The 19,456-nt window shown below is 31.3% G+C and carries 15 protein-coding genes and 1 other annotated feature; of the genes, 3 read left to right on the top strand and 12 right to left on the bottom strand.

Annotated elements, in window-relative coordinates; translation table 11 throughout:
* Positions 1-34: 34 nt before the first annotated feature.
* The 5 genes from C820_RS07320 to C820_RS07300 form a co-directional block, all read right to left on the bottom strand.
* Complete coding sequence (locus C820_RS07320) at positions 35-577, bottom strand: RNA 2'-phosphotransferase (protein ID WP_004038510.1); 543 nt, start codon at positions 575-577, stop codon at positions 35-37.
* Positions 578-639: 62 nt separating this feature from the next.
* Positions 640-1,155, bottom strand: coding sequence for a QueT transporter family protein (locus tag C820_RS07315; RefSeq protein WP_004038511.1), 516 nt, complete (start codon positions 1,153-1,155; stop codon positions 640-642).
* Between the two features lie 121 nt (positions 1,156-1,276).
* Complete coding sequence (locus tag C820_RS07310) at positions 1,277-1,819, bottom strand: dihydrofolate reductase family protein (protein WP_004038512.1); 543 nt, start codon at positions 1,817-1,819, stop codon at positions 1,277-1,279.
* Positions 1,820-1,839: 20 nt separating this feature from the next.
* Positions 1,840-2,643, bottom strand: a complete 804-nt coding sequence (locus tag C820_RS07305) for a hypothetical protein (protein WP_004038513.1) — start codon at positions 2,641-2,643, stop codon at positions 1,840-1,842.
* A gap of 34 nt (positions 2,644-2,677) precedes the next feature.
* On the bottom strand, positions 2,678-3,874 hold the full coding sequence (locus C820_RS07300; protein ID WP_004038520.1) for an RtcB family protein: 1,197 nt from the start codon (positions 3,872-3,874) through the stop codon (positions 2,678-2,680).
* 244 nt (positions 3,875-4,118) lie between these two features.
* Between C820_RS07300 and C820_RS07295 the strand changes: the two genes are divergently transcribed.
* Positions 4,119-4,991, top strand: a complete 873-nt coding sequence (locus C820_RS07295; RefSeq protein WP_004038522.1) for a TdeIII family type II restriction endonuclease — start codon at positions 4,119-4,121, stop codon at positions 4,989-4,991.
* A 28-nt stretch (positions 4,992-5,019) separates the two neighbouring features.
* Here C820_RS07295 and C820_RS07290 read toward each other — a convergent pair whose 3' ends face one another.
* Both C820_RS07290 and trpS read right to left on the bottom strand, forming a co-directional pair.
* On the bottom strand, positions 5,020-6,099 hold the full coding sequence (locus C820_RS07290) for a DNA adenine methylase (RefSeq protein ID WP_004038524.1): 1,080 nt from the start codon (positions 6,097-6,099) through the stop codon (positions 5,020-5,022).
* Positions 6,100-6,242: 143 nt separating this feature from the next.
* Complete coding sequence (gene trpS, locus C820_RS07285) at positions 6,243-7,253, bottom strand: tryptophan--tRNA ligase (RefSeq protein WP_004038526.1); 1,011 nt, start codon at positions 7,251-7,253, stop codon at positions 6,243-6,245.
* Between the two features lie 67 nt (positions 7,254-7,320).
* Positions 7,321-7,565 (bottom strand) — a binding site (T-box leader).
* A 159-nt stretch (positions 7,566-7,724) separates the two neighbouring features.
* On the opposite strand from trpS, the gene C820_RS07280 reads away from it, so the two are divergent.
* Positions 7,725-8,753, top strand: a complete 1,029-nt coding sequence (locus tag C820_RS07280; protein WP_004038528.1) for a 3-deoxy-7-phosphoheptulonate synthase — start codon at positions 7,725-7,727, stop codon at positions 8,751-8,753.
* Between the two features lie 91 nt (positions 8,754-8,844).
* On the opposite strand, the gene C820_RS07275 is transcribed toward C820_RS07280, so the two are convergent.
* From C820_RS07275 to C820_RS07265, 3 genes are all read right to left on the bottom strand, one after another.
* Positions 8,845-9,345 carry an SMI1/KNR4 family protein gene (locus tag C820_RS07275; RefSeq protein ID WP_004038530.1) on the bottom strand — a complete coding sequence of 167 codons (501 nt, stop codon included), beginning with the start codon at positions 9,343-9,345 and terminating at the stop codon, positions 8,845-8,847.
* Between the two features lie 64 nt (positions 9,346-9,409).
* Positions 9,410-10,657 carry an AAA family ATPase gene (locus tag C820_RS07270; RefSeq protein WP_004038531.1) on the bottom strand — a complete coding sequence of 416 codons (1,248 nt, stop codon included), beginning with the start codon at positions 10,655-10,657 and terminating at the stop codon, positions 9,410-9,412.
* A 14-nt stretch (positions 10,658-10,671) separates the two neighbouring features.
* On the bottom strand, positions 10,672-12,465 hold the full coding sequence (locus C820_RS07265) for a family 10 glycosylhydrolase (RefSeq protein ID WP_004038533.1): 1,794 nt from the start codon (positions 12,463-12,465) through the stop codon (positions 10,672-10,674).
* A 155-nt stretch (positions 12,466-12,620) separates the two neighbouring features.
* Here C820_RS07265 and C820_RS07260 point away from each other — a divergent pair, with 155 nt between their 5' ends.
* Complete coding sequence (locus tag C820_RS07260) at positions 12,621-13,868, top strand: shikimate kinase (protein WP_004038535.1); 1,248 nt, start codon at positions 12,621-12,623, stop codon at positions 13,866-13,868.
* Positions 13,869-13,982: 114 nt separating this feature from the next.
* Here the strand turns inward: C820_RS07260 and brnQ are convergent, their stop codons facing one another.
* Together brnQ and nifJ are read right to left on the bottom strand one after the other, a co-directional pair.
* Positions 13,983-15,308 (bottom strand): branched-chain amino acid transport system II carrier protein, encoded by a 1,326-nt coding sequence (brnQ, locus tag C820_RS07255; RefSeq protein WP_004038537.1) that lies wholly within the window; start codon positions 15,306-15,308, stop codon positions 13,983-13,985.
* A 546-nt stretch (positions 15,309-15,854) separates the two neighbouring features.
* Entirely contained in the window at positions 15,855-19,391 is a 3,537-nt protein-coding gene (gene nifJ, locus C820_RS07250) for a pyruvate:ferredoxin (flavodoxin) oxidoreductase (protein ID WP_004038539.1), read from the bottom strand.
* Positions 19,392-19,456 lie beyond the last annotated feature (65 nt).

Genomic DNA, 19,456 nt, shown 5'->3' with positions numbered 1-19,456 from the left:
CCCCTCTATTTATTATACAAAATAATGCTCTTGTTTACAACTCTACACTCAAATACTGACAAGGTACTTTTTCACAAAGCCACACACCATTATCAGACAAATAAAACTGATAGCCATGTTTTACCATTTTTTCAGCGTTTACATTTAATACTACAACTTTTCCATGTCTTTGTCCTACTTTTACTGCTGTTTGTATATCTTTTGACAAGTGCACATACTGTCTTGACATTTTTAGCAATCCCTTTTTTTGTATGCTTTCTAAAAATATTGTTGCTGTTCCATGATATAATATTTTAGGAGGTATTTTCGGTTTTAGCTGTAAATCTACAGCAACAGAATGTCCTTGATTTGCTCTAATTTTGGTATGGTCTTTATTAAAAGAATATCTCTTTTTATCATTTTCTGCTACAATTCTTTCTAACATTGCCATATCAATATATTTTCCTTTTTCATTCATTGCTTTGAGCAATTCTTTGACATCTGTATAGCCATATTCATCTAACACAATACCAATACTTTCTGGTTTATGCCTTAACACCATGCTAATAAAACGTCCTAATTTTTCATCGTTTTTCATTGCTTTCACCTTCTTTTATTTCATTATATCAAAAAAGAGCAGAAAATACTGCTCTTTTATCACTATCTATTTATTTTCAGTTGTTCTACTAATTTTTGATTATTCAATATGTATCGGAACAAAGGATAACCTATACAAGTTACTACTGCAAATTCTCCCAGTGCAACCGTTGCCATAGAAAAAAACAAAGGCAATCCCAACACAATATATAATTCTACTCCTATAAATGCGTTACATATTGTTGGCCACAATGTTGCTACAAAAAGATTTTTTGATTTTGTAATGCCTATCAATGCCGCTGTAGTACAAGCTGTACCAAATACCACATCTACTATCCCCATAGGACTAAAAGCATTTGCTATCACACAGCCTAATATGAGTCCAGGTGCAAATCCTGCATCAATAAATGCCAACAACACAAGCACTTCCGAAAATCGAAGCTGTATCGCTCCAAAACTTAAAGGTGCTATAGCTAGTGTTGTAACAGCATATACTGCTGCAACAATACCTGTAAATGCTACTGCTTTTGTGGTGATTTTTCTTTTTGACTGTTTTGTTAAATCTACTGTTTGTTTCATAATAAAAATTCCTCCCTGTTTTTTATTTTCGAGATGGTTATGCAAGGAACATCTCTTTTTTTTATTGTTACAAACAATTTTTAATTATACAGCATTACTACAATATTTTCAATATATATTTTTAATTATTACATTCCCTTTTTTTATAAACCAATTCTGTAATGCCATTATGATATTGTGTTTGTACTAATTTTAATTTTATTTCACATTGTAATTGTCCAAAAAGTCTAATACCTGAACCTAATATAGTTGGTACAATAGAAATAATATATTCATCAATCAATTCATTTTGAATAAGTGGTTGAATGATATTACTACCGCCACAAATCCATATTTTTTCTCCTTTTTGCTGTTTTAACTGCTTCACTAAATCACATGGTGCAGTTTGTGTAAATACAATATTGTCTGTAGAATTTAATGTTCTATGTGTAATGACATAGCTCATCATATCATTATAAACCCATTCATTTGGAGATAGTTCTGTTACAATTTGATAATAAGTATTCCAGCCCATTACAACAGTATCTACCTCTTTTATAAAATTATCATAACTATCTCCATTTTGTTCTGTATCATTTTGCCCTTTTAAAAAATCTACTTTACCATTTTTATCTGCAATATATCCATCAACACTCATAGCAATATACAAAGCAACTTCTCTCATGTGATACCTCCCTATTTATACTATATTTCGCTTTTTAAATCAAATTTTACTACAAAATCTTCTTCACACACAAATTCTTTTGCTCCTATCTGTTTTACAAAATAATACTCATTTTTAGAATAAATTTGTGAAGTAATAGCTTTTAATATAGGTATTCCATATTCCTCTATACCACAGCCATCTTCTTTTAAAAGTTCTAGCTGACAAATGATTTCTTTAAACAATTCATAGCCACAAATTGCTTTATTTTCTGCTAAATACTTTGACAATGTGTTATTTCCTCTTAAAAGACACTCCAATTTATAGTACTGTTTTCTATCTAGCACTACATGATATATTCTTCTATCTTTTCCTATACTTTTTCTACAGTCAATTATTTCTGAAATCACTTCTACATCATTTATAATTTCCAAACCAATTAGCTTATTATTTTGTTCTTTTACTTCTATACAAATAAACAAATCTGGTGATATACTATAGTGGTATCGGAACATATCTGTAAAATCATAATCTATTGCAACAGGAGCACCACATATTTTTTCTATTTCTTTTATATCAATTTTCTCTCCAAATTTTAGCCCTATTCCTATCTCTTTTAATATTACATTTCCTACTCGCCTTTCTTTACTATTTTCTATTTCACTTAAACTCATTGCAGCCACTTCTTTATTGTTCCCTTTTTTAAAACATAAAAATTTATGGCAAAAATAGTTAACAATCATTTCTCCTTGTCCTGGCACTCCACCATATTCAATTTCTTGTTCATATATGTCATAATGCTTAAAAATTTCTTTGAATGTTAACATATTTAATTTTAAATTCAAAATATACTACCTCCTTTTTTTACTTTTATATAAACTATTCTGCTTTAAAATTATACATTGGTTTCATTACTTCTACAACATCTACTGTTTGTTGTACTGCATTTATAATATCTTCCAATTTTTTATAAGCCATAGGGGACTCGTCAAGTGTTTTTTCAGTTACACAAGTAGTATAAATGCCTTCCATTTCTTTTTGATATTGTTCTAATGTAAAACACTCTTTTGCTTGGCTTCTGCTAAACAGCCTTCCTGCACCATGCGGAGCGGAATAATTCCATTCTTCATTTCCTTTTCCTATTGCCAATATACTGCCCTCTTTCATATTGATAGGAATAAGTACTTTTTCTCCTTTTTTTGCAGAAATTGCCCCTTTTCTAACAATATTTTCTTCTACATCAATATAGTTATGTATGGTATGAAATGCTTCTTCTACTTTCCAATTCATACCTTCTATTATTTTTTGTGCAATCAATTCTCTATTTTGTACTGCAAATTGTTGACATATTTCAATATCTTGTAAATATTGCTGCATATATTTCCCATACAAAAAACATAAATCTTCTGGCATTTCCAACTCCTTTGGTATCCATGTAATTTCTTTCAATGCTTTTTGTAATTCTTTTCTTCTGCCTTCTGCTTTATATTGTGCTATCATTTGTTCCTTTTTTTGAAAATATTCTTCTTTTCCTTTTTGCAAGTCTATTGCCATGTCCTGATAATAATTTGCTACTTGTTTTCCTAGATTACGGCTTCCTGTATGTATTACCATATATTTTACATTATCTTTTGTTTTTTCAATTTCAATAAAATGATTGCCTCCTCCTAATGTGCCTATACTTCTCATTATTCTTTTAGTGTCTTTTAAACTTCTATAACAGTTTAACACTGTCAAATCAAATTGCTTTTGTTTGCCTTCCCAAACATTTTTACCAGAAGGAATAGTGTGTACTACAGCATCTAATTTTTCAAAATCAATTTCTATTTTTCCTAGACAAACTGTATACATACCACAGCCTATATCTACTCCCACAATATTAGGTACTACTTTGTCACTTATTGTCATAGTCATACCTATAGTACAGCCTGCCCCTGTATGCACATCTGGCATTATTCTTATTTTACTATGTTTTATAAACACTTGGTCACATAACATCTGTATTTGTTCTATTGCACTATCTTCTATAGTATTGCCATACACAATCGCTTCATTTTGTTTTCCAATAATTTTCATAGTATTTTCCTCCTTTTTGCAAAAAAAAGGGCTTACAGAATAAAAGCACATTTGTACTCTATTCCATAAGCCCGATGTCACACTATTTATTTTTGTTATTACTATTATCGGCTGATATTTTAAAAACTTAATACTAATACAATTAACTATAATATTTATTGAAAAAATTTAAAATATATAATAATATTGATAAAAACAGCATTTGCTTATTTTTATGAAAACTACTGAACATAGGAGGATTTTTATGATGAAAGAAAAAATAAAAGCAATTGTAATTGATGAATTTTCAAAACTAATAAATATTATTGAAGCAGATTTTTCAGCAAATTATGCAAAAAAAGTGAATAATTTTCTACTTAGCCAAATGGACGAACGTATTACTGCAAATATGGTTTTTGTAAGTAGTTTTGAATCCAAAAGTGGATTTGCAATTGAAACGTGTGCAAAAAGAATAGCAAGATTACGTTTTGGTAATAACAATGTTCCAACAATAGTTAATCCACGTAACATTACTATACCTCCAAATGTTAATGCCTCTTCTATTTCTGGCCAGATTGTAATAACAGATGTTGATACTACAAATGGAGATTTAAGAGGTGAAATTGCTGCATTTAGAGCGAATAATGAGGCACAAGGTAAAGGAAAAAGCAGAATAGAAAGCCGTGTCACAATGCCAAATATTAAAAGTACTTTGTTACCATTATCAAATAAATACAAATCAAATACCATACAAACAAAACCTGTAGATTTAGCTTTTTTTGATGGTGAAATGTGGAATATTATGGAATTAAAAGCTGGCGGAGATTTAGACAGCTCTAATGCACCAGCAAATGTTGAAAAACTTCTTACAATATATGTTGATATGGGTATTGAAAATTGTAATGTATATTTTTCAACACTTTATAACAAAGATGGTGAAGGAAATACATGGAAAGGTGCTGTTAAAAAACATTTGCATTATCCTTCTATGTTTCTAATTGGAAAAGACTTTTGGAACAAAATTTTGCCTAATGGAATTACATATGAAGAGTTTACTCAAATTTATCAAAAAGCCCTTGAAGAAATAAATTTGAATAAACGCATCAATAACATGATAAGCGATTGTATAGGAGAATAAATTAAAATAATAGAATACTTTCTCAGTTTCATTCTGAGAAGGTATTCTTTTTATAATTTGTTATGACAAGGTGTTTTACATTTTTTTCATTTCTATTCATAAAACTTACTAAATAAGTTTTATCAAAGCTTGCAATATTAAAATCATTTTTATATAAATTATAGATATATTCTGTATTTTTTATTATAAGCATTATTTTAGCCTGTGTTTTTTTTAAACATTCACATAAACGAATATGGTCTTGTTTGTCAAATTTATTTTGGGCATAGGTAGAAAAATCACTGTCATATGGAGGGTCTAAAAACAGAAAATCATCTTTTGTAAGAAATAAACTGTTTATAAAATCTTCAAAATCCATATTACATATATTTGTTTGACAAAGTTTTTTATATATAGCATCTGATAAAACATAATTTATTTTCTTTTGAAAATCTTTTCTATTATAAGATATACCGCCATATGGTACATTAAATTCTCCTTTGCTATTATATCTAAACATAGAAGAATAACAATACTCTCTTATAAAAAAAAATATCGCTGCCCTTCTTCCTAATGTAAATTTATGTGAAATATTGTGCAAATATCTCATGTACATATAATATGCAGATTTTAAAGCAGACTCTATATTATCAATTCTATCACTATTTGTAATTTCTCCTTTTTGAATTTCTAATTTTTTGCAACGACTAATTTTATTTTTCAAATTTTTATGAAGTTCTTCTATAAATATATCATGATGTTGTTCAGCCATTTCTGAAAACACATTTTTATATTTCATAATAAAATCAGCAACAGAAATTTCACAATGATATAAAAGTATTACATCATTTGGATTTTTATCTACAATACTATCTATACTTCTAAATTCATTATATTCTAACTGAATGTATTTCACAAAATCATCATCTCGTATTTTAATACAATGATATAGATTTATCAAATCAAATGATTTATCATTAATATAACAATGAGATTGATTTATACCAAAAAAAACTGCTCCTCCACCAACAAATGGCTCTATATATCGTCCCGAATATTCAGGCATATTTCTTTTTATAACTGGAAGTTCTTTTTCTTTTCCTCCAGGCCATTTTAATATAGCTTGCATAGTCATTCCTTTCTTCATAATTTTAAAATAGTATTATTCAAAAATAAAAAATCGTCACAACATATAGCAAATCAGTAAAACTTTTTACAAATAAAAAAGTTTTACTGATTTATAAATATTTTTATATACAGTATAAAAAACACTTATAATATTCTTTGAGGAAATCCTATTTTTTTGTGTACTTTTCGCAATGTTTTTTGTGCTAACGCAGAAGCTTTTTCTGCTCCTTGTTTTATAATATCATCAACATAATCTTGATTTTTTTCTAATTCTTTTACTTTTTGCTGTATTGGTTCTAAATTCGCTACAACAGCTTCTCCTACTGCTTTTTTAAATGTACCATATCCCACATTTACAAATTCTTTTTCTGCTTGTGCTATTGTTTGTCCTGTTACAGCACAATAAATATCAAGTAAATTTCTAATACCAGCTTTTTCTTCACTATAACGCACTTCATTTTCAGAGTCTGTCATTGCTCTTTTAATTTTATTCATAATCACAGCAGGCTCATCTAACAATGCTATAGTATTATTTTTATTTTCATCAGATTTTGACATTTTTTTAGTAGGTTCTTGCAATGCCATAATTCTCGCACCCACTTTGCCAATATATGCTTCTGGTATTTTAAATACATCACCATATATACCATTAAAACGCCCTGCTATATCTCTTGTAATTTCCAAATGTTGTCTTTGGTCTTCTCCTACTGGTACTAAATCTGTTTGATATAATAATATATCTGCTGCCATAAGCACAGGATAAGTAAACAATCCTGCATTGATATTATCTGCATGAGAAAGTGATTTTTCTTTGAACTGTGTCATTCTATTGAGTTCTCCCATATAAGTATAGCAATTTAATATCCAACCTAATTCTGCGTGTTGAGGCACGTGGGACTGATAATATAATATACTTTTTTGAGGGTCTAATCCTACAGCCAAATATTGCAAAAGTAATTCTTTTGCTTGTTTTCTTAATTTAGAAGGGTCTTGACGTACTGTAATTGCGTGCATATCTACAATACAATATAAACAGTTATACTCATCTTGTAATTTTCTCCAGTTATTCAGTGCTCCTAAATAATTCCCCAATGTAATCAGCCCAGAAGGCTGCATACCACTAAATATAATTTTTTTTTGTTGTTCTGACATCATTTTTCTCTCCTTTTTTTGCTCAAAATAGTATAAAAATAAAAAAATCCCCTGTATATTTCAAAAATACACAGAGGACATAATATTTTTATGCGGTGCCACCTCTATTGGTTATATCTATAACCCTCTTATTGTTGTACAGAAAATACAACATTCTCTATAACGGGAGAATACCGAGTTACATACTATTCTAATAAGAAATTCTGTTTCTACTCACAAGTCCATTCCAACAATAAAACTGTATTGGTTTGCATCAAACACCAACTTTCTAAAATCAGTTTTTATTGTGTACTTACTCTTGGTCAACGCTTTCACATTATATCACTAATATTATTTTAATCTTTTTTTATTATTTGTCAACAACATTGTTATAAATATTTATCGTGCATTGTGCATTACTATAAAATTACTTGCAAAATACAACAATTTTTACTATGATATAATGTAAATTAAAATCGAAAGGATTTGTATAATATGAGTTTCAAAGTAATACAAAACATTCCCTCTCCTGAGGAAATGCTCGAAAAAGTGGCTATGTCATCAAAATTACAAGCCATAAAAAAACAACGTGATGAAGAAATGAAAGAAATATTAGAGGGAAAAAAAGACAAATTTATTGTTGTAGTTGGCCCTTGCTCTGCCAGTGATGAATATGCTGTATGTGATTACGTTTCTCGTTTAGCAAAACTAAATGACGAAGTAAAACAAAAATTATTTATTATACCTCGCATTTATACAAACAAACCTAGAACAACAGGAGAAGGTTACAAAGGTATGCTTCATCAGCCTGACCCTGAAAAAGGTGCAAATATATTAAAAGGCATTGTAGCACTTAGAAAAATGCACATCAGAGCAATAGAAGAGTCCCATTTGACAGCAGCAGATGAAATGCTTTATCCTGAAAATTTACCCTATGTCAATGATATGCTTTCCTATATTGCTATAGGTGCTCGTTCTGTTGAAAATCAACAGCATAGATTAGTTTCTAGTGGTATTGATGTGCCTGTAGGTATGAAAAATCCTACAAGTGGTGATTATAGTGTTATGCTTAATTCTATACACGCAGCACAATCTGGTCATACATTTATGTATCGTGACCATGAAGTTTCTACTACAGGTAATCCTTATGCTCACGCTATATTACGTGGCTCTATTAACAAACATGGTCAAAACATACCAAATTATCACTATGAAGATATGATATTAGTACATGAACTTTATCAAAAACACGGCCTTGTAAATCCTTGTGTTATGGTAGATGCAAACCATGCCAATTCTAAAAAAATATATTATGAACAGCCAAGAATTGTAGCAGAAGTATTGCACAACAGAAAAATAAACAAAGACATACACAATATGGTAAAAGGCGTCATGATTGAAAGCTTTATTGAAGAAGGTAATCAAAAAACAGATGGTCATGTTTATGGAAAATCTATTACAGATGCTTGTATAGGTTGGGATACTACAAAAGAACTGCTTCTTTATATGGCAGATAATGTTTGATAAAAAAGCACTCACTATAAAAAAGTGAGTGCTTCTTTCATACTAAAACTACTGTTACATTATATTATATGGAAACAAACCTAACATTCACTTATTCTTCCAATTCTTCTAAGTCTACAAAGTCTACAAGTCCTCTAACGAAATCTTCAAAATTATCCGCTAAAAGAGTAATTTCATAATCTAATTCTTGGTCAATATGTACTACTTTAGGTTCTCCTTGCCTACCACACTCACGATAATCTAAAAAAATCATTTCATGTCCAGCAGAAGGCGTATCACAAATTGCTACACCAATATCAGGGTATCCCCACTCATTTTTCCTATATTCACTTTCATCACAAATATCATTGATTTTTATAAAATCAATGATACCTATTATCTTCCAATCGTTTGATACAGTTACTAGAAACTCTGTTTTGTTAACCAAACCTCCATTATGCTGTTTCATTAACCAAATGTAAGAAGCAGGCAATTTGTAACCAAGCTCTTTTTCGATTTCTGCAATTAACTCATCAGATGGAGGCTCTCCAATCAAATCCATATTTTTAACATCATCGTTCCAAAAATTAGTAAAATCAAAGTTCTCAAACATATTTCATTCTCCTTTTCATATTTTAAATTTTTATATGCTCAGTTTGTCAAAGAATTTATTTTTACTATCCTCTTATAAATTCCTGTATTGCTGTATTCAAATCTTCACAAGTCAGAAGCGACAACAGTTGTCTTTCTTCTTTTTCTTTTGCAATTTGAGAAGAAAACACTGCACTTTGTTGCCACTGTACAAATCTTTCTGCTGCTACTGCCATAGTATGCTCCAACAATCTTCTTGCTTCTCTACCATTACCAAAATTTTCATCTTTTACTCTTTTTTCAAAAAATGGTAAAAGTATATCTTCCCAACCTTTTTCTAAATGAAATGTAGCATTATTGGCAAGTGCCTCAAATATATCAAGCATTTCTTTTGCAGTATAAGGTGAAAAATGAACTGTAAATGTTATTCTACTTGATATACCAGGATTTTCGTCTAAAAAACGTTTCATTTTATTATTTTTTTCATGTATATCTCCGCCATATCCTGCAAATATAATCAATTTATCATCACTATGTTCTTCTACTTCTATACAAAGCTGTGCTAATGCTTCTTGTGAAAAATTATCTGTTCTTTCTGTTTCATTATAATTTACTAAAGAATAAGCTTCATCTATTATAATAATATCATTTGTTTCAAATATTTGATGTACTCTGTCAGAAGTTTGCCCCACATATTTCGCTTTTAATTGTGTACCTGTAACATAAGCAATACTCCCTCCTGAAAGCAATTCTTGCTCTGTCATCATTTCTGCAAAATATCTAGCTGATGTTGTTTTTGCTGTGCCAGGAGGGCCTATAAATGCCAACACTTTATGTATAGGCGGTGTTGGCAGATGGTACTCCTCTCTTTTTCTAGCAAACTGATACACTGCACCTAATTTACACAATGTATGTTTCATTTCTTGCTGTCCTATGACATTTTGACAAAGTCTTTGATATGCTGCTGTTTCTTTAGGAGATACGTCCATTACTTTCGTTTTTTGTCTTTCGGGTGTTTGATGCTGCAAGTGATATTTTCCATATTCTATATATGCCTTTAAAAATTCATATTCTTGTACAGAAAGCCTTTTTTCAAATTTATTTCCCACTTCTGATATATCTGCATTTGCTATCAATTCCAAAAATTTCATTCTGTCTTGATTAAATTTCATCACACCACTGTCATTTATAATAGCAAAATCAAAACCTTGATTTTTATATACTGCATATATTTTTTGTATTGTCAAAGCAGCTTCTTCTATTGGTGTTTTAGAAACATAAACTGCATTTTCAAAAGAACGCTGCTCTAATTCTTTTAGCTTCTTTTCTTCCATACTACGGTAACTCCTTATTCTGTATAGCTATTATCGCTTTGTATTGCAATACTTTGTGACTGTTCATTCCATGCTACACCAAAATCAATTTCTTTTGCTAAATCTCTCAATTTAAAATAAGTATTTCCATCTATATTATAGGCAAGCAATGCTTTTTGTACTCCATCAAAATACAATGTGCCATCAGAATAGAATGCTTTTTTATTTTTTGCTTCTCCTTTTTGCAATTCTCCTCCTGCCACACTATAAGCTGTATTTGTTACAACATTGATTGCTTTTTCTTTTTCATTCCAAAGTGTATCAAACTGCTTTTGTGTACCATTTAATGCCATTGCTACATCTCTCAATTTAAAATAAGTAAAATCATTTATAATATAAGCATCAAATGATATTTCTTTGCCATCTACTAATACTTTTGTAGCAGAAGCAATAGCGTATTGGTCTTGTTTTGATACAGTAGGTGTTTCTACTGTTGTTGGTGGTGTTGGCGTTGGTTCTATTGGTTCTGGTATAGGCTCTATTGGGTCAAATACCACTGGTGCATTATTTTCTTTGTCTTGTTCAGGTGGTATTACAACTGATGGTGTTTCTGTTTGTTCTGGCGTTTCTGTTTGCTCTGGTGGTGTAGGTATTTGTTGTGCTGTGCCATCTTTTTTAGCATAATAATTCATCACTGCTACTTTACAATTTTGTCTGTTATCAAGCAAATCTCTCAAACTAAAATAAAAGCTACCTTTTACGCCATATTTTTCATTGAGTAAAAGTTCCTCTCCTATTTCTGCTGCAACATCATCTTTATATATACCCTGTCCTATGTATAAATCTACATTTGTATTTTTGACTTCTTCTGTCCACCATTTTATAAGTGTTTCATAGTCTGCTGCTGCTGTGCCTCTTGCCCAATAAATTTGAGGTACTATATAATCTACATATCCATTTTTTATCCATGTTCTCACATCGCCATAAACAGCATAATATCCTTCTGCTCCTTTTGTATCAGAGCCTGTAGCATCAGAGCCTTTATTTTTCCATATTCCCATAGGACTTACACCAAATGCTACATTTGATTTAATAGATTTTATGGTGTCATGTACCCTTCTAATCATATCATTTACATTTGCTCTTCTTTGATTTGCCTGCTGTCCGTCTTGTGTTTCTCCTTCATTTAAAGGATAACCATTAGGATAAAAATAGTCATCAAAATGTATAGCATCTACATCATAATTTGTTACAATTTCTGCAACAGTATCACAAATATGCTGTTTTACTGCTTCATTTGCAGGGTCATAATATAAACCATTGTTATAACTAATTACCCAATCTGTATGAAGTCTTGCAGGGTGATTTTCTGCTAACACGCTCATATCTGTACCACTTGTTGTAATTCTATAGGGATTGAGCCAAGCGTGAAATTCCATATCTCTTTTATGTGCTTCTTCTATCATAAACGCCATAGGGTCATATCCCGGATTTTTTCCTTGTGTACCTGTCAATATTTCTGACCATGGATTGATATTTGACTGGTAAAAAGCATCTGCTTTAGGACGCATTTGCACTACAACAGTATTTAATCCCATATTTTTGATTTCATCTAATTTTGTAATAAATTCTTGTTTTTGTTTTTGTTCATCATTTTGCACAGAAGGATAATCTGCACTATATACTGTGGAAATCCACACTGCCCTCATATCATTTGTATTACTATTACTTGACTGCTCCAATGCTTCTGCCTCTTGTGGTATCAATGCACAGGCACTCAACAAACAAATGCTCAATAATGCAGATACATATTTTTTTAAACTTTTCATAGTTTCCGTCCTTTCTTTATTCATTGCTTTAAAATACTATTTTTTTATTATAACATTATTTACAACAACTGTCTTTACTATTTTATTACAATATTGTGTTGAAAAATCATTTCTATTCTTGTATGATATACAAAAAACAAACGAGGTGAACAATTATGCAATATGGACTGATAGGAGAAAAATTAGGACACAGTTTTTCTAAAATAATACATGAAAAATTAGCAAACTACACTTATGATTTACACCCTTTATCTAAACAGGAACTTTCTTCTTTTTTAGAAAAAAAAGAATTTCGTGCTATCAATGTCACAATACCCTACAAAATAGATGTCATACCTTATTTATATGAAATCGACCAAAGAGCAAAAGCAGTAGGCTCTGTTAACACTATTGTAAACAGAGAAGGTAATTTATACGGATATAATACAGATTTTGGTGGTTTTTTATATTTGCTCAAACACAACAATATTGATGTCAAAAACAAAAAAGTAATTGTATTAGGCAAAGGTGGTGCTTCCAAAGCGATTATTGCTGTGCTAAATTATTTACAAGCAAAACAAATTATTACTGTTTATTACAAACAAAGCAATGATGCTATTACATATGAACAATGTCAAAAACTACACAGTGATGCAGATGTCATTATTAACACCACTCCTGTAGGTATGTACCCCCATTTAGACGGTTGTCCTATTGATTTACAACATTATACAAAATGTACTGCTGTTGTAGATATTATATACAATCCTATTAAAACAAAATTAGTATTAGAAGCACAAAAGCGTAATATCATTGCGGTAGGCGGTTTGGAAATGCTTATTGCACAGGCAAAATATGCTGTTGAAATATTTTTAAACACTTCTATACCAGAATACAAAATTGATGATATATACAAAGAAATGCTTTTTGAGAAAAAAAATGTTGTATTGATAGGTATGCCTAGCAGCGGTAAAACTACTATAGCTGCACAAATTGCTAAATTACTTCATAAAGATTTTGTGGATATTGATGCTGAAATTGTTTCAAAAATTGGTATGTCTATTTCAGACTATTTTAAACAATATGGTGAAAATGCTTTTAGAGAAATCGAAACAGAAGTAATAAAAGAATTTTCAGGTAAAAACAATATTGTTATCTCTACCGGAGGCGGCTGTATCAAAAAACCTGAAAATATGTTATATTTATATATGAATGGCGTAATACTTTTGATACAAAGAGATTTAAAAAAATTAGTTGTAGGAGAAGGTCGTCCTCTTTCCAGCAGTGTTAACGCATTAGAAAAAATGTATCAAGAGCGTTTGCCTCTTTATATGCGTTACAGTCAAAAAACTATAGAAAACAACACTACTATAGAATATGCTGTAAAACAAACATATCATGCTTATATGGAACTAATGAAATAATATAAATGAAAAAAGCGGCTTATATAAGCCGCTTTTTTCTCTTTCCGATTAAGATGAGATTAAGAAAGAAATACTATTATTGAGAATTAGGGATTTTTCTCTTGTTTTTTATTTTTAAACACTTTCTTTATCATCTGCAACATTTGATGCTGCATTTTTATCTTTTATAAACGCACCAATTACGCCACAGATAATTGTTGGAATAAGCCAGTTAAAGCCATATGTTGCAAATGGCAATGATTTTACAAAATCAACTGCTGTTACACCATAGTTAGATGCTGTTGTTAATACACTCATTATAAATGCACCTAATGCTGCTGCTTTATAAATATTATCATTTTTAATATTATTTGCAAATAATGCCAACACAATAACTGCTAACGCTGCTGGATAAACTAAGTCCAATATAGGAGCGGATATAGAAACGATAGTATCCAAACCTACATTTGCTAATACAGCACTTACTACGCAAGTAATAATAACAACTTGTTTATAACTTACTTTTCCATTTGTTAATTCTTCAAAGAAAGAACCACAAGATGATGCTAAACCTACTGATGTTGTAAGGCAGGCAAATGAAACTACTACACCTAAGAATATAACGCCACCTTGGCCTAACAATGATTGCACAATTTCTACAATTAAATTCGCTCTTGTAATGCTATCTCCTGTATGCAATGTAGACATTGTTGCTCCTAAATATGTTAAACCACCATAAATAATTAAAAGACCTATACCTGCAACGATCGCTGCACCACCTGTTACTAAATTCTTTTCTCCTATAGAAGTATATCCTTTATCTTTTACCGTTTTTAATATAATAACACCAAAACAAAGTGCTGCCAAAACGTCTAATGTTTGGTAACCAGAAAGAACACCTGTCTGTACTACAGACTCAAGCTGTGTTGTATCAGATATTGGGGCAATTGGGGAAATAAAGCCCTTTATAATCATTATCAACAAACCAACAAACAATACTGGTGTTAAAAATTTACCTATAATATCCAAAACAGAAGACTCATTTAATGAAAGTACAATTGTAATTGCAAAGAATACAACACTTGTAATTGCTGTTACTGCTACGTTTCCTGCTTCTAAACCAAATATTGGCATTACACCCATTTCATACGTTGTAGCTGCTGTTCTTGGTATCGCAATACCAGGCCCTATACAAAGTACTGTAGCACAGGATAATATTACAGCGGGTATTTTACCTATATGACTCATCATACCAGCAAAATCTGTATTTGCTCTAAGCATAGCAAATATCGCAACCAATGCTAAACCAATATCTGCTATATAATAACTGACAAATCCCAGCACCCAAGAGTCACCTGCTTGCATACCCAAAAATGGAGGAAAAATAATATTACCAGCACCAAAGAACATTGAAAATAGTGCCAAACCTATAACAAACATATCTACCTTTTGATTTTTCATTCAAATCACATTCCTTTCACTCACTTTCACCCATTACATTATAAACAATTTACAGTTTTTTTGCTTTTTCTATTTTCTTTCTTATTACATTGTCAACACCTCTCATCTTTCCCTTATACATATTTTACTATAAAATTGCTAAATAGTATAGAGAAATTTTGCATTTTTTTAAATTTTTTTTTGGAAATTATTAAAATATTATATGTTGTCTGTCAAATTTATATATTATTGTTATAATTTTGCTTTTTTTTACTACATTTATTACAAAATATTTCCTTTTATAATTGTATTTTTTATTTTATTTTCATACAATAATGTTATATATATACAAAGAAATAGATTTTTTATTTTTATAATAGGCTATATTATATTTTATTATTATTATTTATACACCATATTCAGAAACTTTACTATTCTATTTTCTTTTTTAGTCAAAAATAACACTGTTGTCATACAAATATAATATTTTTTAACGTTTTATTTCTATTATTCATAAACATAAAAAAGTGCAGGCTTTCGCCTACACTTTTCATTTCTATTATAATATTATTTTACTTCTGCTGCTTTTTTCTGATAAGTTTCTAATCTAGCTTTTGCGTCTTCTTCACATCTCTGGAACAATTCCTCTGCAATTTCTGGGAATGTTCTTTGCAATGCACTATAACGTACTTCGCTTAACAAGAAATCTCTGAAACTAGCTGTTGGCTCTTTAGAGTCTAATATAAATGGGTTTTTACCCTCTGCTTTCAATTCTGGATTGAAACGATACATATGCCAGTAGCCTGCTTCTACAGCACGTTTGATTTCATTTTGTGCTCCAGACATACCGCCTTTTAATCCATGATTGATACATGGAGCATATGCAATAATCAATGATGGTCCATGATATTTTTCAGCTTCTACCAATGCTTTTACGAGTTGGTTTTTATCTGCTCCCATTGCAACCTGTGCAACGTATACATAGCCATAGCTCATTGCCATCATACCTAAGTCTTTTTTCTTTATTCTCTTACCAGATGCTGCAAACTGTGCTACTGCTCCAGTTGGTGTCGCTTTAGAAGACTGTCCACCTGTATTAGAGTAAACTTCTGTATCAAATACTAATACATTTACATCTTCTCCAGATGCTAATACGTGGTCAAGTCCGCCGTAACCAATGTCATAAGCCCAACCATCTCCACCAAATATCCATTGTGATTTTTTAACAAGTTGGTCTTTATTTTCTAATACATAAGAAACAATATTTTTTGCTTCTGCATCGCTGCCTGAATAGTTTGTCAATGCTTCTACTACTGCATCAGATGCTGCTCTGGAGTTTTCTCCATCTTCCATTGTTTCTATCCATTTATCAACAACACCTGCAACAGATGCGTCAATTGCTTTTAATGCTTCCAATTTATCTTTTAAGCCATTTCTCATCTGTTTTACAGCGGAGAACATACCAAGACCAAATTCTGCATTATCTTCAAATAATGAGTTTGCCCATGCTGGACCTCTGCCTTTACTATTTACTGTATATGGCATAGATGGTGCAGAACCACCCCAAATAGAAGAACAGCCTGTTGCATTTGCAACATACATTCTATCACCAAATAATTGTGTTACCAATTTTGCATATGGTGTTTCGCCACAGCCTGCACAAGCTCCAGAGAACTCAAGCAATGGTTGTTCAAATTGACTACCTTTTACAGTACCTTTATTTGCAAGGTTTGCTTTAGGTGCAACTTTATCTACTGCATAATCCCAGTTTGCAATTTCTGCTTCTTGTGTTGCAAGTGATTTCATAACCAATGCTTTTCCTGGTGCTGGACATACTTCTGCACAGCTTCCGCAGCCCAAACAGTCAAGTACAGACACCTGCATTCTAAATTTCAAACCATCTGCACCTTTTAATCCTTTTGGTGCTACTGTTGTAAATGCTTCTGGTGCTGCTTTTACTTCTTCTTCTGTCAACAAGAATGGACGGATAGAAGCATGAGGACATACATAAGAACATTGATTACATTGTATACATTTATCTGCTTGCCATTCTGGCACATCTACTGCAACACCACGTTTTTCATATGCTGCTGTACCACATGGGAATGTACCATCTTCTCTACCATTAAATGCACTTACTGGTAATTTATCTCCTTCTTGTGCATTCATTGGGTCTACAATGTTTTTAACAAATTCTGTTTTTGGTCTTTCTGTTTTTACTTCTGTATCAACAGCATTTGCCCATGCTGCTGGAATATCAATTTTAACAGCTCCATCTACACCTTTATCTACAGCGGCATAGTTCATATTTAATATAGTATCGCCTTTTTTGCCATAGGATTTTGTGATAGCTGCTTTCATATATTCTACTGCTTTTTCAATAGGAATGATATTTGCTAATTTAAAGAAAGCTGCTTGTAATACTGTGTTAATTCTATTTCCTAAGCCGATTTCTTTAGCAATGTCTGTACCATTGATAGTATAGAAATTGATTTTCTTTTCTGCTAATTGTTTTTTAATGCTTGCTGGCAACTGTTTATCCAATTCTTCAGGTGTCCAAACTGTATTTAATAAGAATGTACCACCTGGCTGTAAATCAGAAACCATATCATACAAATGTACATATTCTTGTTTATGGCAAGCTACAAAGTTTGCTGTTTTTACAAGGTATGTTGAACGAATTGGTTTTTTACCAAAACGTAAATGAGATTGTGTAATACCACCGGATTTTTTGGAGTCATAGCTAAAATAAGCTTGTGCATACATATCTGTATGGTCACCAATAATTTTAATGGAGTTTTTATTCGCACCTACTGTACCATCTGCACCTAATCCCCAGAATTTACAGCTGATTGTACCATCATTTCCAGTAACATCAACTTCTTCTCCTACTGTCAAAGAATGATTTGTTACATCGTCCACAATACCCATTGTAAAGTGATTTTGTGGTTTATCTAATTTTAAGTTTTCATATACTGCTATAAATTGAGCAGGTGTAACATCTTTAGAACCTAAGCCATAACGTCCTGCTACTATAACAGGATTGTTGCCTGCTTCATATACTGCTGTACATACATCTTGATACAATGGTTCACCCAATGCACCTGGTTCTTTTGTTCTATCCAATACTGCAATTTTATTTGCTGTTTTTGGAATAGCAGCTAACAATTTTTCAGCTACAAATGGTCTAAACAAATGTACTTTTACAAGACCAACTTTTTCGCCTTTTGCTGTTAAATAATCAATTGTTTCTTCTATTGCTTCACAAGCAGAACCCATTGCAATAATAACACGTTCTGCATCAGCAGCACCATAGTAGTTAAACAAATCATAATTTCTGCCCGTAATTCTACTGATTTCTTTCATATATTGTTCTACTACTGCTGGCAAAGCATCATAGAATTTATTGGATGCTTCTCTTGCTTGGAAATAAATGTCAGGATTTTGTGCTGTACCTCTAATAACAGGGTGTTCTGGATTTAAAGCATTTCTTTTGAATGTATTTAATGCATCCCAATCAAGTACTTTTGCTAATTCATCATAATCAATACATTCTATTTTTTGAATTTCGTGGCTTGTTCTAAAACCATCAAAGAAATGTACAAATGGCACTCTACCTTTAATTGCAGAAAGATGTGCTACAGATGCTAAATCCATTACTTCTTGTACACTATTTGAAACAAGCATAGCAAAACCTGTTTGACGACAAGCCATAACGTCAGAATGGTCACCAAAAATAGATAATGCCTGTGCTGTTAATGCACGAGCACTCACGTGAAATACACCCGGCAACAATTCACCAGCAATTTTATACATATTAGGTATCATTAACAACAAACCTTGTGATGCTGTATATGTTGTTGTTAATGCCCCAGCGGCAAGAGAACCGTGCACTGTTCCTGCTGCACCTGCTTCAGACTGCATTTCTACTACTTTTACTGTTTGACCAAAAAGATTTTTCTTTCCATTTGCAGCCCAGTCATCTGTTTTTTCAGCCATTGGGGAAGATGGAGTGATTGGAAAAATACCTGCTACTTCTGTAAAAGCATAGGAAGCGTAAGCAGCAGCTTCATTTCCGTCCATAGTTTTCATTACTTTAGACATAAATTGTTTCCTCCTTAAATAAATAAATTACATTAACAGCTTACTTTTTTATTCATATTTATTGC

It is taken from the genome of Clostridium sp. MD294, assembly GCF_000364165.2.
GTDB lineage: Bacteria > Bacillota > Clostridia > Lachnospirales > Anaerotignaceae > Coprocola.
Note: the sequence above shows the minus strand (reverse complement) of the source record. Positions and strands in the feature narration are given on the sequence as shown.

Bases quoted from the DNA above. Each gene is read 5' to 3' on its own strand.
- brnQ (WP_004038537.1), bottom strand. From the start codon at position 15,308: ATGAAAAATCAAAAGGTAGATATGTTTGTTATAGGTTTGGCACTATTT.
- C820_RS07295 (WP_004038522.1), top strand. From the start codon at position 4,119: ATGATGAAAGAAAAAATAAAAGCAATTGTAATTGATGAATTTTCAAAA.
- C820_RS07315 (WP_004038511.1), bottom strand. From the start codon at position 1,155: ATGAAACAAACAGTAGATTTAACAAAACAGTCAAAAAGAAAAATCACC.
- C820_RS07320 (WP_004038510.1), bottom strand. From the start codon at position 577: ATGAAAAACGATGAAAAATTAGGACGTTTTATTAGCATGGTGTTAAGG.
- trpS (WP_004038526.1), bottom strand. From the start codon at position 7,253: ATGATGTCAGAACAACAAAAAAAAATTATATTTAGTGGTATGCAGCCT.
- C820_RS07290 (WP_004038524.1), bottom strand. From the start codon at position 6,099: ATGCAAGCTATATTAAAATGGCCTGGAGGAAAAGAAAAAGAACTTCCA.
- C820_RS07270 (WP_004038531.1), bottom strand. From the start codon at position 10,657: ATGGAAGAAAAGAAGCTAAAAGAATTAGAGCAGCGTTCTTTTGAAAAT.
- C820_RS07280 (WP_004038528.1), top strand. From the start codon at position 7,725: ATGAGTTTCAAAGTAATACAAAACATTCCCTCTCCTGAGGAAATGCTC.
- C820_RS07265 (WP_004038533.1), bottom strand. From the start codon at position 12,465: ATGAAAAGTTTAAAAAAATATGTATCTGCATTATTGAGCATTTGTTTG.
- nifJ (WP_004038539.1), bottom strand. From the start codon at position 19,391: ATGTCTAAAGTAATGAAAACTATGGACGGAAATGAAGCTGCTGCTTAC.
- C820_RS07260 (WP_004038535.1), top strand. From the start codon at position 12,621: ATGCAATATGGACTGATAGGAGAAAAATTAGGACACAGTTTTTCTAAA.
- C820_RS07310 (WP_004038512.1), bottom strand. From the start codon at position 1,819: ATGAGAGAAGTTGCTTTGTATATTGCTATGAGTGTTGATGGATATATT.
- C820_RS07275 (WP_004038530.1), bottom strand. From the start codon at position 9,345: ATGTTTGAGAACTTTGATTTTACTAATTTTTGGAACGATGATGTTAAA.
- C820_RS07300 (WP_004038520.1), bottom strand. From the start codon at position 3,874: ATGAAAATTATTGGAAAACAAAATGAAGCGATTGTGTATGGCAATACT.